Here is a 15,078-nt window from a genome sequence, read left to right as displayed (position 1 = left end):
CGTGCACGACAAGCTGCGGAAACACCTCGCGGGAACCGGGCTCAAGCCCAGCGTCTCAGACGCTGACTGAAGGGCCGGCCACGGGTGTTCATTCCGCGGCCAGACCCTCCGCCTGCAAGCGCCACATGCGAGCGAACAGGCCGTTGCACCGGCGCAGGTCCGCGGCGGACCCGTCCTCAACGATGCGACCGTCCTCCATGACCAGGATGCGGTCGAAGGCGGCAACGGTGGACAGCCGGTGCGCCACGGCGATCACCGTGCGCCCGGCCATGAGCTCCACCAGGGAACGCTGGATTTTCAGTTCGGATTCCGTGTCCAGGGCGGAGGTCGCCTCATCCAGGATGAGAATGGGGGAATTCTTCAGGAAGGCATCCAGGTCCTCAGGGCGCCGCGCCTCGTTGCAGTCGATCATCCCGGTCAGCGGCGGCCGAGCCAGAGCGGACTGGCCGCGCCGGCAAATTCCCAACCAAGATCAACGCAGCCGGCCCGGGTGCAGGTTCGTGGGTTGTCCGCGATCAGCGCGCCCATGGCCGGTCAGCTTGCCTGTCTATTGGAAGAATTCTCCACGGCCGTGTCAAGAAACCGGCGCTCCGTTGGCCCCTCCCCGGCAGTAGCTCCAATCGCAGGGGGAATCCCAGTAGAATTCCCGACACCGCCTGCCCTGAATATTCCGGCTTACGTCCTTATGGCCGATTCCCGTTCTGAAGATTCAATGTTTTTCTTTCCGCGAGTGGGTGTTCCCACCAACCTTCCCTCCCCGGGAAGTTGCTTTCATAAATTACGATATTTTTCGCCTCTCCCATCCTTAAGACCGGTTCGCCGGAAACGCCGCCGCATATCAAACGCGACGGCCGTGGGGTTCCCTGGAACCATCGGCGGGATCTTCGGGTTGTAAGTCGCAGCCTTGGAGCATCCGCAACCTGCAATTCGGAACGAGGGCCGCCTTGGTTGAAACGAAGACCCTATCGCCCAGGGCCGCCACCGGTATTCCCGGCCTGGACGATGTTCTGGCCGGCGGGCTGACGCGCCGTCACGTGTTCCTGCTGGAAGGCGAACCTGGTTCGGGAAAGACGACCATCGCCCTGCAGTTCCTGCTTGAGGGCGCCGCCAAGGGGGAGCGCACCCTTTATGTCACCATGTCGGAGACGGAGGCCGAACTCCGCGAGGGTGCCGCCGCGCGGGGATGGGATTTGCCGCCCAGCATCCAGATATTGGAACTGGTGCCGCCCGAGGCGCTTCTGGACGCCGATCAACGCCAGACCTTGATCCACGCATCGGAGTTGGAGCTGGGCGAGAGCATGGAACGCCTGGTCAAAGAGGTCGAACGCATCAAGCCTGACCGCATTGCCTTGGACAGCCTGTCGGAACTGCGCCTTCTGGCCCAAAGCTCCCTGCGGTATCGCCGCCAGGTGCTGACGCTGAAGCATTACTTCGCCAGCTTGGGTGCCACCGTCCTGATGCTGGACGACCTGACCACCGACACCTGGGACAGGACGGTTCATAGCGTCGCCCACGGCGTCGTTCATCTTGAACAGCTGGCCCCCGCCTACGGCGCCGAGCGCCGGCGTCTGAGGGTGCTCAAATACCGGGGAACGGCGTTCAGGGGCGGCTTCCACGACTTCGTCATCAGCGCCGAGGGTGTCCGCGTCTTCCCCCGCCTGGTCGCCATTGAACACAAGACACGCTTCCCGCGCGACGAGCTGAAGAGCGGCAACCCCCCTCTTGACCAGCTTCTGGGGGGCGGGGTGGAAGCGGGTTCCAGCACGCTGGTCATCGGTCCGGCGGGAACCGGGAAGTCGCTGCTTGCCTTGACGTTCGTCGCCGCCGCCGTCGCGCGCGGCGAAAAGGCGGCGATCTTCGCATTCGATGAAGAGATCGGCCTTCTCTTCAAGCGAATGAAGGCCTTCGGCATCGACCTGGAGGCGCTGCGCAAAAGGGGTGACGTGTTCGTCGAACAGGTGGATGCGGCCGAACTGTCGCCCGGCGAATTCTCACACCGGGTCCGCGCCGCCATCGACGAACAGGGGATCAAGACTGTCGTCATCGACAGCCTGACGGGCTATGAGGCGGCCATGCCGGAGGAACGGGCGCTGGTCCTGCACCTTCACGAAGTCCTGCTGTACCTCAATCGCCAGGGGGTCGCGACATTCGTCACGGTGGCGCAGCACGGGCTGTTCGGCAGCATGCAGAGCCCGGTGGAGATCACCTACCTTGCCGACACCGTGATCCTGCTGCGCTATTTCGAGGCCGATGGCGATGTCCGCAGGGCGATGTCCGTCGTGAAGAAGCGGACCGGCGCGCATGAAAGCACCATTCGGGAATATCGCATCGCGGACGATGGCCTTCAATTGGGCGAACCCCTGCGCAATCTGCAGGGTGTGCTGCGGGGCAACCCGCTCTATACCGGCGCGCAAACCGCCCTGTTTGACGGAAACCGGGCGTGACCCCCGGGCTGCATTCCCTTCGCACCCTGATCCTGACGCCGATGGGGCGTGATGCGAAAATCGCGTCCGGCATCCTGGACGACGCGGGTCTCCCGGCATTCATCTGCGCCGACCCGGGCGAATTGCATCAGCAACTCCTCGCCGGGGCCGGCATGGTGCTGGTGACCGAGGAGGCGTTGCTGAAAGCTGACCCCGGCCCCCTGTTCCGCTGGGTGGCGGAGCAGCCGTCCTGGTCCGATCTGCCCTTCATCGTACTGACCCTGCGCTCCGCCCCCGCCAACGGGCCCGTAGCCCAGGTCATGGCCGACGGATTGGGCAATGTCACCTTCGTGGAGCGCCCGTTCCATCCGACCTCGCTGGTCAGCGTGATCCGGTCCGCCGCCCGGGGGCGCCGGCGGCAGTATGAGGCCCGCAGCCGCATCGAGGAGCTGCGCGAAAACCGCGATCTGCTGGCCCGCCAAACCCACATGCTGGAACTCCTAAATCAAACAGCCATGCGGATCGCGGCCAGCCTTGACCTGCGGATGGTGGGACAACGCGTCGTCGACGCCGGCGTGGAATTGACCGGCGCCGCCTATGGCGCCTTCCACGCCACCACCAGCGAGGCCGGGGAGTCCCGCCAATCCTATGCCTGGTCGGGCACGCAGACGGACATCTTCGCGGCGTTTCCCATGCCAGGGGATCTCATCCGCCGCGACGACATCGCCCGGGATCCCGTGCATGACGGGAGCGATACGGAGGAGGACGCGCCCCGGATGGCCAGCTACCTGGCGGTGCCCGTCCTCTCGCGCTCGGGCGACAGGCTCGGCGGCCTGTTCTTCGGCCATCCGGACGCCAGCGTTTTCGATGACCGGGCGGCCCTGATGGCGAGCGGCTTGGCCGCCCAGGCGGGCGTCGCCATGGACAACGCGCGCCTGTTGCAGGACGTGCAGCAGGCCAACGCGACGCTGGAGGCGCGGGTCGAGGAGCGCACGCGCGAGCGCGACCGGATGTGGCGGCTGTCAAACGACCTGATGGCGGTCCTGGACGCCGAGGGCGCGCTGCTGGCCGTGAACCATGCCTGGACAGCCGCGCTGGGATGGCCGGAAGAGCACCTGCGGGTCACCAACCTGTTCGATCTGGTCCACCCCGAGGATGCCGGCGGCATCAAGCACCAGATGCGGCGGCTGAAACGCGGCGATCCGATATCGAACTTCGAAGGGCGACTGCGCGCGGAGGACGGAAGCTTCCGCAGGATCGCCTGGACCGCATCACCCGATGACGGGCTGCTCTACACCGTCGGGCGTGACATCACGGCCCAGCGTGAAATCGAAGAGCAACTGCGCCAGTCGCAGAAGATGGAGGCCGTGGGCCAGCTCACCGGCGGCATCGCCCATGACTTCAACAACCTGTTGCAGGGCATCACCGGCTCACTGGATCTCGTCAACCGCCGGCTGACGCAAGGACGGACCAGCGATGTGGAGCGCTTCACCGCCGCGGCCATGGCCTCGGCCCAACGCGCGGGCGCCCTGACCCACCGCCTGCTGGCATTCTCCCGCCGCCAGCCGCTGAAGCCGACGCCGGTGGATGCCAACAGCCTCATCGCCTCCATGGCCGATCTGCTGCGCCGAAGCCTCGGAGAGCGCGTCGACCTAGAACTCGTGCCTGCGGATGGCCTGTGGCCGACGCTGTGCGACCCCAATCAGCTTGAGAACGCCATCCTGAACCTGTGCATCAACGCGCGTGACGCCATGCCGGAGGGCGGAAAGCTTTTCATCGGCACCCGCAACGCCCATCTGGACGGCCAGCACGCCGGTGGGGCCGGTGACATGCGGCCGGGGCGCTATGTCTGCATCTCCGTGACCGACACGGGCATGGGCATGTCGCCGGAGACGATCCGCCGGGCCTTCGATCCCTTTTTCACCACCAAGCCGCTGGGCCAGGGCACGGGATTGGGCCTATCCATGATCTACGGCTTTATGCGCCAGTCCGAAGGGTACGCCCGGATCGAGAGCGAATTGGGCAAAGGCACGACGGTCAAGCTCTACCTTCCACACCATGGCGGGCAGGCGGATGCCTCCGAGGCGAACCTGGCGACGCTGCCGGCAGACAATCGCGCGCGCTCTGACGAGGTTGTCCTGGTCGTCGAGGACGAGCCGGTGGTGCGCAAGCTGATCGTCGAACTGTTGGGCGATCTGGGATATCGGGTGCTGGAGGCGGACGATGGGCCGTCGGGCCTGGCCATCCTGCAATCGGACCAGCAGGTTGACCTGCTGATCACCGATGTCGGGCTTCCGGGCCTTAATGGCCGGCAGATCGCCGACGCCGCCCGCCCGGCGCGGCCCGGCCTCAAGGTCCTGTTCATGACCGGCTACGCCGAAAACGCCATGCCTTCGCAGGACTTCCTGGCACAGGACATGGAGTTGATCACCAAGCCGTTCCCCATGGATGTCCTGGCCCAGCGCCTTACCAAGATGATGGCGCGATAAAGCGGCGTCTCAGGAACCAGTGCCTACCGGACGCGGTTCAACATGGTTAGGGTCCGGGCGCCTTCGTGGCGTCCGGCGCGTTGACCGATGGGGAAGCGACACCGCATGACCAGACCTGAGGATAGGGCGGAGCGGCTACGGAAGATCCGCAACGTGAAGATGGCCAAGTCCGCCCATGCCTACGTCGGGGGCAGCACCGTCAAGTTCTACGAATGGCTGGAGTCCGGGCCGGGCGATCTTCCCCAGGGCCCCCCCGTCTGGATATGTGGGGACTGCCATGTGGGCAACCTGGGGCCGGTGGCCGACTATAAGGAGCGGGTGGCCATCCAGATCCGCGATCTGGACCAGACCGTCATCGGCAACCCCGCCCACGACCTGATCCGGCTGGGCCTGTCATTGGCCTCGGTCGCACGCGGCGCCGACCTGCCGGGCGTCGTCACCGCCCACATCCTGGAAAACCTGGTGGCCGGCTATGAGCTGGCCTTGGCGGGTAACTTCGATGACGACCGCGAAAAGGCCCTGATGCCCGGCAGCATCCGGAATTTGCTGGACCGCTCCGTCCGCCGGCGGTGGCGCCATCTGGCATGGGAGCGGTTCGAAACGGTCAAGCCCGAGGTACCGCTGGGCAAGCGGTTCTGGGCCCTGACCGACGCCGAACGCGTCTCCCTGCACGCCCTTTTCCAGGAAGAGGCGGTCCGGGACCTGGTCACCGGCCTGCAATCTCGCGACCGTGGTGACGTGGTCCGTCTGGTAGACGCCGCCTATTGGCGGAAGGGCTGCAGCTCCCTGGGTCGCTTGCGCTTCGCCGCCATGGCTCAGATCGGTGACGGCAAGGGCGCCTCTTTCTGCCTGATCGACCTCAAGGAGGGCGTAACAGCGGCCGCCCCCCGATCGCCGGAGGCGAGCATGCCCCGGGACAACGCGCTCCGGGTCGTGACCGGCGCCCGGGCGCTGTCACCCAAGCTGGGCCGCCGCATGGTGGCGACGCGGCTACTGGACAAGGCCATGGTGCTGCGCGAACTGATGCCGCAAGACCTGAAGCTGGAAGTGGACCGCCTGACGTCCGCCAAGGCCAAACCCCTGGCCGCCTACCTCGGCGGCGTCGTAGGCACCGCCCATGGTCGGCAGATGGACCCTCAGGACCGATCCGCCTGGATGAAGGACCTGGCCCGCGCACGCTCCGCCAGGCTGGATGCACCCGGTTGGCTGTGGACCAGCGTCGTGGACCTGCTCGGCATCCACGAACGCGCCTATCTGGAACACTGCCGGCTGCACGCCCTGCCCCGCTTCCGCACCGCGGACGCGGCCGCTTGTGAGCTGAAGCGCGTGGGATGAGGGCCGGTCAGGCGGGCTCGATCGCGTTGCCGATGGCCAGGGCCAATTCCTCGATGCGGTAAGGCTTAGCGAGCACCTGGTATCCGTCCTGGGCGGCGGGCTCCTCGCTGTACCCGGTGGACAGGATGACCGGCAGGCTGGGACGCAGGCGCCTGACCTCCCGCGCCAAGTCCAGCCCGTTTATCGCGCCCGGCATGACGATGTCGCTGAACAGCAGATCGAAGTCCCGCCCGGCCAGGATGAGGTCCAGCGCGTCCTGGCCATTGGCGACATGGGTCACGTCGTAGCCCAAATCTTCCAGCGCCGATCCGATGATCGGCGCCAGGATAGGATCGTCCTCCGCCACCAGGAGCCGGGCGGTGCCGCGCGGGGCGGCGATCTGCGATGAAACCAGCGGCGCCCTGGGCGCGTCCGCCGCCCGGGGCAAAATCAAGGACACGGTCGTGCCGGCACCCACGGCGCTGTCGATCCAGGCGGCGCCGCCCGACTGGTGGGCGAAACCGTAAACCTGGGACAAGCCCAATCCGGTGCCCTTGCCCGTCGCCTTGGTGGTGAAGAATGGGTCGAAGGCTCGGGCCACCACCTCGGGCGGCATGCCGCCACCGGTGTCGGACAGATAAACCCGCACCGCGTCGGTCCGCCCCTCCCATCCGCTGACGTTTTCCGCACCCAGCACCAGAGTGCCGCCCGCCGGCATGGCGTCGCGGGCGTTGGCCGCCAGGTTCAGCAGCGCCACCTCCAACTGGACCGGGTCGGTCTGCACCGGCCACACACCGCTGGGCAATGCCAGCGTCACCTCGATATCGCTGCGGACCACCTGCTTGATCAGCCCGATGCAGCTGAGCAGGGCATTCCGCAGGTCCACCGGCTCCACATCCATCTGGCGCTGGCGCGAAAAGGTCATGAGCTGCTGTATCAGCTTGGTGCCCCGGTCCACCGCCTGCATCCCGGCCTCCACCAGGCGCGCGTTGCGTCGTTTGTCGCCGCCGCGGGCGATCATCTGCAGGCACCCCGAAATGGCCTGCAGCAGATTGTTGAAGTCGTGGGCCATGCCGCCGGTCAGCTGGCCGATGGCCTCCATCTTCTGGGCGTGGCGCAGCCGTTCCTCCAGCTCCCGGCGTTCGGTGTTGTCGCGGGTGATCTTGGCGAAGCCCACCAGCTTGCCGGTGTCGTCCCGGATGGCGTCGATGATCACATGCGCCCAGAACCGGGTGCCGTCCTTGCGGACACGCCACCCCTCCTTCTCGTAACGGCCCTCAGCTTCCGCGATGGCCAGCGCGCGGGTAGGCAACCCAGCGGCCAGATCCTCCTCGGTATAGAAGCGCGAGAAATGTTCGCCGACAATTTCCTCGCTGCGATACCCCTTGATCCGCTCGGCCCCGGCATTCCAGTTGGTCACGTGGCCGGTGGGGTCCAGCATGTAGATCGCATAGTCCGTGACGCTTTGGACCAGCAGGCGGAAGCGCGCCTCGCTTTCCCGCAGGGCTTGCTGGGCCTCGCGCCGCTCCGTGATGTCCCGGGTGACCTTGGCGAAGCCGATCAGGGCGCCGGTTTCATCCCTGACGGGATCGATCACGACGCTGGCCCAGAACCGCGTTCCGTCCTTGCGCACGCGCCAGCCCTCAGCCTCGAACCGGCCCTCGCTGGTGGCGATGGCCAGGGCCCGCTGCGGCACGCCGGCGTCGCGATCTTCCTGGGTGTAGAAGCGGGAAAAGTGCTGGCCCAGTATCTCACTGGCCTCATAGCCCTTGAAGCGCCGGGCGCCGGGGTTCCAACTGCTGACCACGCCGGTCGCGTCCAACATGTAGATCGCGTAGTCGTCGATGGCGTCCACGAGAAGCTGAAACCGCCGGCTGTCGCCCCCTTGCGCTTCACCGGTCGCGATATCCGTTTCCAACGGCAAACCCTCAATCATGCGATGGCCGGAAACAGGGCCACCGATGTCCAGTCCATAGGCCATTTAGATCACGGCATGGGCGAGAAATTCATTAATAAATGTTGGATATTTATTTGGTTATAAGGATGAAAAACTGAATTTTATTAAGTTCTTAGTCATCAGAATCCACCCAGCCGTGCCGTGTTTTAATACCTCGGATGAGCTGGTCCACGCCGCCGACCTGGCTGGAACCTTTAGTCCGCCGGAAGGGGGCAAAGGCCGCCGACACAGGAAAACAGCGGGGCTATCCGACAAGGACAGCCACCGCTGCTCTCAACCTGGGGTCAACCACGCATCAAAGTGTTCCCAGTTTCACGCCGGTCCATCTTAACGATGCCCGTGGGACGCTTCGCCGCCCTTGCGGCCCGCCTCCGACGCGCGTTCCGGATTGTTGGCGAAGTTGCCGCCACCGCCCCGGTTGCCACCGCCCGACGCCTCGCCACCCTTACGGCCGGCCTCGGCCGCCCGTTCGCGGTCATGGGCGAAGTTGCCGCCGGAGGCCTCACCGCCCTTGCGACCGGCTTCGGCGGCCAGTTCCCGGTCCTGCGAGAAACTGCGCTTCTCGTCCGGAACGCTGGCGCCGCCCTTGCGGCCGGCTTCCGCGGCCAGCTCGTGATCCTGCGAGAAGCTGCGCTTCTCATCCGGAACGCTGGAGCCGCCCTTGCTGGCGATATCCCGCTGCTTGTCCTCATCCATCGAGGCGAAGCCGCGATTGGAAGTTCCATTGTCCTTGCTCATGACGTCCTCTCCATTCTGGGGAAGCACCGCCGTCTCCATAATGGTGTACCAGGCGCCTCTGGCCCGGATGTCTTATCTTTCTGGCGGTGTGTCATATAAAGGCCAAGCGTCCGGGAAGGTTCCAGATTTTGCTTATTAAAACCATTTAATGAAGTATAGATAAGTCAAAGCTGCGCTTAGATTCCAGATAAACATATGTTTCCACTTGTACGTGATCGGAAATCCCGGTCCACTCCCACGCTTTCACGGCGACCCATCGATGAAGATTTCATTCCACATGGAACGGGAAGCCAGTGTCCGCGCTTTTCCGCCAGCAAACCCTGGGGCGGGGCCATACCGGACCGTCCCATCAGACCGGAGAGGACGCCATGGCGCAAAAGACCCTGCAAACCATGTTCATCGAAGAATTGCGAGACATCTACAGCGCGGAACGCCAGATCGTCCGCGCCCTGCCGAAGCTGGCCAAGGCGGCGTCGGCCGACGATTTGAGGCAGGCGCTGGAGACCCACCTGGAGGAAACCCGGGGCCAGGTGGAGCGGCTGGACAAGGTGTTCGAGACGCTGGACACCAGCAGCCGCAGCCGCGGCAAGAAGTGCGAGGCCATGGAGGGCATGCTGTCGGAGGCCAATGAGCTGCTCGACCTGGGCCTGTCGCCAGAGGCCTTGGACAGCGCCATCATCGCCGCGGCCCAAAAGGTCGAGCATTATGAAATCGCCAGCTACGGCTCCGCCATCGCCTGGGCCCTGGCGCTTGGGTACAACGAGGCCGCCGACATCCTGTCCGAAACGCTGGAAGAGGAAAAGAACGCGGACCAGATCCTGAACAAGGCGTCGCGCACCGTGAACGACACGGCGGCGGAACAGGTTCGCGCGGCCTGACACGGCCGGGGACGCTGACACGGCCAGAGCAAAGGTCCCGGTCGAGGTCGACCGGGACCCGCTGGCCCATCAGGGCGCCTCTCCGAAATCCAGGTTGCGGCTGAAGAAGGGAATGACCTGTTCCTGGATACGGAACGCCACATGGCTGGTGTGGGTGCCCGGGTAAATCTCAAAGCTGTTGGCGATGCGGTAGCTGTCCAGCGCCTCATGCAGCTTGCCGGCATCGACCTTGAGCCCATCCTGGTCGCCCACGTCGATGGCGATGGCGCGATACCGGCGCAACGCCCCGACATATTGGTCCATGAAGGCCAGCGGGGCGTTGGCCGCCCATTTGGCCAACACCTCCGGCCGCTGCTGCCCGTCCTTCACAGGCAGATCCAAGTACAGCGGCGGGTTCTGCGGGTTGGGGGACCAGGCGGCGGCGGTGGCCAGCTGCGCCCGCGCCATGAACGGCAGCGTGCCGGAGTCCGCCGGCGCCTTCACCGCCTCCAGGGTCTCCCAGGTCTTGGGATCGATGGGACCCAGGGCCCGGGGCGAGAGGCAGCAGGGGCTCAGCATGTAGAGCGCGCCGAAGACGTCGGCATGCTTCATGCCGATGCGGGAGGTGCCGTAGCCACCCATGGAATGGCCGGCCAAGCCCCGGCTCTCGCGCTTGGCGATGGTGCGGTAGTGCCCGTCGATATAAGCCACAAGGTCGCGGGAGATGAAGGTCTCGAAATCGCCCGTGGTCACCGAGCTGGAATACATGGAGCCATTGTGGACCGTCTTGCTGTCCGGCAGGACGACGATCATTTCCCGCGCGCCCTGGGCGTAGGCGCCCTCGATCGTCTGGGGCACATGGATTTCCGCCATCCACTGGGCGGCACCGATGGAATAGCCGTGCAGGGCGTAGACCACGGGGTAACGCTTCTTCGGATTGGCGGCATAGCCGGGGGGCAGAACCACGTAGACGTCGCGGTCCACGGCATCGCCCTCCAGGTTACCTTCCAGCGTGGGGGCATGCACGGTGATGTGCTCCACCGTCACCGCGCGGGCGCCGGGCACGGGGGCGGGAGCCTCCGTCGCCACCTGGGCGCGGACGGGGCCTGCGCCTGCCCCCACCGCCAGCGCGATGGCCAGGCAATACGCCGCTTTTCTCATTCGTTCCTCCCTGAGAATATCATTGGCCGGCGACACGGGCGGAGCCGCCCATGCGGATCGGAAACTCATAGATCGAGGTGGAAAGCGCCGGTACCGTCAGCGGCCCGCGCAAGGACGGGGCCGGCGCCTCGATGATGGTGACCTGTGGGGCGGCGCCCACCTTGTTCTGCGCGTCCAGGTCCGGCCCGCTCAGCCGCCAGACGCGGCCGGCACCGTCGGCCTTCGCCCCCTGGACCGCCAGCGACAGCGGTTGCGGCTGGAAGGTGGCGTTGACCACGGCAACCCGCAGCGAGCGCCGGTCGGGGCTGAGACCGGCGACAATGTCCAGCGGATAGGTCGGGCTGCCCGACTTCACCTGGGGATGATCGTAGCCCACCGCGAACTTAGGGTCCGGCGGCGGCGCGTCGCCTGTCACCGCCACGGGGATGACACCGGCGCCAAACCGCTCCCCATACAGTTTGAAGACCTGGCCGGTCGCGTTCAGGGTGGCCCCCGCCGGGGTCGCGTCCAGGGTGGAGATACCGAAGGTGAAGGCGCTCATGCGGATGAAGTCCGAATGGCGCAGCATCTCCTGCATCACCATGGAATAGGCCAGCGCCAGCTTCAGGGTGGGTTTGTTGCCGGCCCCGATGTAGGCGTACTCGTCGATGGACAGGAAAATGGGCTTCTGCGCCATCGCCGGGAAGCGCCGCTGGTAGATGGCCCATTCCTCCGCCTTCATGCGTACCTGGTTGGCGGGGGCGCGGGCGAATTCCATCAGTTCATCCGCCGGCGGGGCATCGGGGCGCTTCTCCACCGTGTCGTACCAATGCTCGCTCAGGCCGTCGAAGTCGCCCCAGGCCTTGGCCAGCAGCCCGCCGGTCCAGTCATTCTCGGTCCCGAACTTGGCCTGTATGCTCTCCAGGCTGGCGTTCTCCTTGGCGTCACGCGGATGCATCTGGTCCGGCATGGCGCCGGAACCGATCAGGGTGATGGTCGGATCCACCGCCCGCATCGCGGCGGCGAACTCGCGATGTTTGATCATGAAGTAGTCCAGCGAGGTGCGGCCGATCTGCCACCAGCCGTAAGGCTCGTTCCCGATGTTCCAATAGCGCACGCCATAGGGCTCGGGATGGCCGTTGGCCGCGCGCTTGGCGCCCCATTCGCTGGTCGCCGGGCCGTTCAGATACTCCACCTCCTCCGCGGCCGAATGGGCGTCGCCCAGACCGGCGTTGACCGTCACATAGGGGTCCACCCCCAGCAGGCGGGTCAGCGCCATATACTCGTCCATGCCAAGGTCATTGGGCTGCATGGCGCTCCAGGCGTAGTCGTAGACGGGCGGCCGCCGGTCACGCGGGCCCAGGGCCTGGTGCCAATCCCAATTCGACAGGAAGTTACCGCCCGGCAGGCGCCAGAAGCCGGAGTGCAGCGACTTCAGCACGGCGATGGTGTCGGCCCGCCAGCCGTCCACATTGTCCGCCGGCATGAGGGTGACGGTGCCCACGCGGAAGAAGCCCGTGCCGGTGCCTGTCACCTCGAACCGCGCGTCCGCCGTGTCGGCCCCCGGCTTGAAGGCGAAATCCAGGCTCTGCCACTCCGCCGTTAGCGGCGGCAGGGTGACCGTCTGGCGATCGCCCGCACCCGGCCCCCATACCAGCGCCACCGTCAGCACCGTGCCCGGGGTGCCGTTGGCCACGATATGTCCGACATATTCGCGCCCCTGCGCGACGCCCAGCCCGCCCTGGCCGAAACCATGGGTTGCGGCCGCGTCCACCGCCACGCGCACGCTCTGCGCACCGACATAGGGCTGGGCCCGGTCCATGGTCACCGCTGCCTCATCGCCGATGGGGCGCCATTTGCGATTGACCAGGGCCGGCTTGCCCTCCACCGACAAGGGCTGCGGCGGGTCCTTTCCCTCGGCGACGACGGGGAAGTAGAATTTCCGGTCGTCCAGCAGTTCCGCCCACAGCGCACGGTTCATGAGGCCGCCGATGGGTTCGATGAACATGCCGTAGGCGTAGGGCGTGACGGCGGCGCTGGCCCGCGTGGCGTCGATCCGCGCGACGACGGGCCGCGCGATGACGGGGCGCGTGGTCCCAGGTTCCGCCGCCGCGTGCGCGGCACTACCCAACAATATTGTCGAAAGCGCGAGGACCGCCCCCAGGCGGCTGTGCGTGGCTGCCATTGTTCCCTCCCAGGTGGGCCCTGCCCTGACGGGTCGCCCGGTTTTTGCCCCCCGTCCGTGACGGCGGGAGGTGTGCATGTTGCGCAATGTGAGCGCTAACATGATTTAATTGTCTGAGTATTTGATTTGGAGTCAAGATGTGTCAGGGTGGCGCCACAAAAAACGGGCAGCCACAAAAAAGCGGGAGGAACGGGTGGCGTCGGGTGATTGGCGGAGCGAGGACGGCCGGAGGGGCCGGGCGGCCTGGCGGGGGAGGCGGATGCGCACCGTGGCGGCCGGCCTGCTGGCGCTGAGCCTTTCGTCCGGGCCGGGGCTGGGCCAGCCCATGCCGACACCGGTGTCCATCACCGTGGACCTGGCCCATCCGGTGGGCCCCGCCCATCCCCTCTACGCCTGGTTCGGCTATGACGAGGCCAACTACACCACCATGCGGGACGGCCGGGCCCTGCTGACCGAGCTGCACGACCTGGCGCCGGTGCCGGTGCACATCCGCACCCACCACCTGCTGAGTTCCGGCGACGGCGTGGCGGCCCTGAAATGGAGTTCGACCAACGTCTATTCCGAGGACCCGGCCGGCAACCCCATCTACGACTTCCGCATCCTGGACGGGATTTTCGACGCCTACCGCGACGCCGGCGTGGTGCCCATGGTGGAACTGGGTTTCACCCCCAAGGCCCTGGCCAGCGGCACCGGACCCTATGAGGACGTCTATCCCGACGCCGCCATCGGCGGCACCGTGCACAGCCCGCCGAAGGATTACGCCAAGTGGCGGGCGCTGATCCGCACCGTGGTGGCCCACCTGGCGGACCGCTATGGCCGACAGGCCGTGGCCGGCTGGTATTTCGAGGTGTGGAACGAGCCGGACATCCCCTACTGGCACGGCACGCCCGCCCAGTATTTCCAGCTGTACGACGCCACCGTCGCCGCGGTGCGGTCCGTGCTGCCAAAGGCCAAGGTGGGCGGCCCCGCCACCACCGGGCCCGGCGGGGCCAGCGGCGCCCAGTTCCTGAAGGACTTCCTGGACCACGTCGCCACCACGCGGGCGCCGCTGGACTTCATCTCCTTCCACGCCAAGGGTCAGCCGACCATCCAGGACGGGCAGGTCACCATGGGCCTGGCGCAGGAACTGACAGACGTGGACATGGGCTTCGCCCTGATCGCCGGCCACCCGGAATTCCGTTCCCTGCCCATCATCCTGTCGGAGGCCGACCCCGAGGGCTGCGCCGCCTGCTCCATGACGGTCAACCCCGCCAACGCCTATCGCAACGGCGCCCTTTATCCCGCCTATACCGCCGCCGCCTACAAGCGCCTGTTCGAGCTGGCCGACCGGCACGGCGTCAACCTGCTCGCCATGCTGAGCTGGTCGTTCGAGTTCGAGGGCCGGGCCTATTTCGAAGGCTTCCGTGACCTGTCGACCAATGGCGTCGATAAGCCCATCCTGAATTTCTTCCGGATGGCGGCGATGCTGCGCGGCACCCGCGTCGCCACCACCGGCCCCCACTCCCACACAGCGGCCGACATCATCGCCCACGGCGTGCGCGACGCGCCGGACATCGATGCCCTGGCCACCGCCGACGCGCGCGGCGCCGCCGTGATGGTGTGGAACTATCATGACGAAGCGAAGCCGGCCGGCGGTACGCCCGTGGCGCTCACCCTCACTGGCCTGCCCAAAACGCCGGCGCGGGTGCGGCTCAGCCACTACCGCATCGATGACCGCCACTCCAACGCCTATACCGCCTGGCAGGCCATGGGGTCGCCGCAGAACCCGACCCCGGCGCAACTGGCGGAGCTGAAGGGGCAGGCCGGTCTGCAACTCATGGAATCGCCCCGTTGGCTGGCGCCCTCGGGCGGCACCGCCACCCTCACCCTGGATATGCCGCGCCAGTCGGTCTCGCTACTGGCGCTGGATTGGTAACGACGGCCCCGGCCGACCATGAAAACACCTGAGAAAAGAACAAGGAATGGGAAGGAAAAG

Annotated in this window: 10 protein-coding genes; 5 read left to right on the top strand and 5 right to left on the bottom strand. The window is 66.3% G+C overall.

The features are described 5' to 3' along the window. Nucleotides 1-88: 88 nt before the first annotated feature. On the bottom strand, nucleotides 89-412 hold the full coding sequence (locus FBZ88_RS06280) for a hypothetical protein (RefSeq protein WP_211102549.1): 324 nt from the start codon (nucleotides 410-412) through the stop codon (nucleotides 89-91). Between the two features lie 532 nt (nucleotides 413-944). Here FBZ88_RS06280 and FBZ88_RS06275 point away from each other — a divergent pair. From FBZ88_RS06275 to FBZ88_RS06265, 3 genes are all read left to right on the top strand, one after another. Continuing rightward, nucleotides 945-2,444 (top strand): ATPase domain-containing protein, encoded by a 1,500-nt coding sequence (locus FBZ88_RS06275; protein WP_145615919.1) that lies wholly within the window; start codon nucleotides 945-947, stop codon nucleotides 2,442-2,444. Further along, nucleotides 2,441-4,912, top strand: coding sequence for a response regulator (locus FBZ88_RS30520; RefSeq protein ID WP_211102548.1), 2,472 nt, complete (start codon nucleotides 2,441-2,443; stop codon nucleotides 4,910-4,912). The genes FBZ88_RS06275 and FBZ88_RS30520 overlap by 4 nt, the downstream gene beginning before the upstream one ends. 105 nt (nucleotides 4,913-5,017) lie before the next feature. After that, nucleotides 5,018-6,247: a DUF2252 family protein gene (locus FBZ88_RS06265; RefSeq protein WP_145615918.1), complete on the top strand. Its 1,230-nt coding sequence runs from the start codon at nucleotides 5,018-5,020 to the stop codon at nucleotides 6,245-6,247. 7 nt (nucleotides 6,248-6,254) lie between these two features. Here FBZ88_RS06265 and FBZ88_RS06260 read toward each other — a convergent pair whose 3' ends face one another. Continuing rightward, nucleotides 6,255-8,144 (bottom strand): hybrid sensor histidine kinase/response regulator, encoded by a 1,890-nt coding sequence (locus FBZ88_RS06260; protein WP_246138528.1) that lies wholly within the window; start codon nucleotides 8,142-8,144, stop codon nucleotides 6,255-6,257. A gap of 366 nt (nucleotides 8,145-8,510) precedes the next feature. Beyond that, entirely contained in the window at nucleotides 8,511-8,921 is a 411-nt protein-coding gene (locus FBZ88_RS31460) for a con-10 family general stress protein (protein WP_145611956.1), read from the bottom strand. Nucleotides 8,922-9,289: 368 nt separating this feature from the next. Between FBZ88_RS31460 and FBZ88_RS06250 the strand changes: the two genes are divergently transcribed. Continuing rightward, a complete protein-coding gene (locus FBZ88_RS06250) occupies nucleotides 9,290-9,799 on the top strand; it encodes a YciE/YciF ferroxidase family protein (protein WP_040845317.1) in 510 nt (169 codons plus the stop codon). Nucleotides 9,800-9,868: 69 nt separating this feature from the next. Here the strand turns inward: FBZ88_RS06250 and FBZ88_RS06245 are convergent, their stop codons facing one another. Beyond that, nucleotides 9,869-10,939 (bottom strand): alpha/beta hydrolase, encoded by a 1,071-nt coding sequence (locus tag FBZ88_RS06245; protein ID WP_145615916.1) that lies wholly within the window; start codon nucleotides 10,937-10,939, stop codon nucleotides 9,869-9,871. A gap of 19 nt (nucleotides 10,940-10,958) precedes the next feature. After that, nucleotides 10,959-13,103: an alpha-L-arabinofuranosidase C-terminal domain-containing protein gene (locus FBZ88_RS06240; RefSeq protein ID WP_246138527.1), complete on the bottom strand. Its 2,145-nt coding sequence runs from the start codon at nucleotides 13,101-13,103 to the stop codon at nucleotides 10,959-10,961. Between the two features lie 259 nt (nucleotides 13,104-13,362). Here FBZ88_RS06240 and FBZ88_RS06235 point away from each other — a divergent pair, with 259 nt between their 5' ends. Continuing rightward, a complete protein-coding gene (locus FBZ88_RS06235) occupies nucleotides 13,363-15,018 on the top strand; it encodes a GH39 family glycosyl hydrolase (protein WP_145615915.1) in 1,656 nt (551 codons plus the stop codon). The last annotated feature ends 60 nt before the right edge of the window (nucleotides 15,019-15,078 follow it).

This window comes from Nitrospirillum bahiense, assembly GCF_007828025.1.
Lineage (GTDB): Bacteria > Pseudomonadota > Alphaproteobacteria > Azospirillales > Azospirillaceae > Nitrospirillum > Nitrospirillum amazonense.
This window is presented reverse-complemented; position numbering and strand designations above follow the sequence as displayed.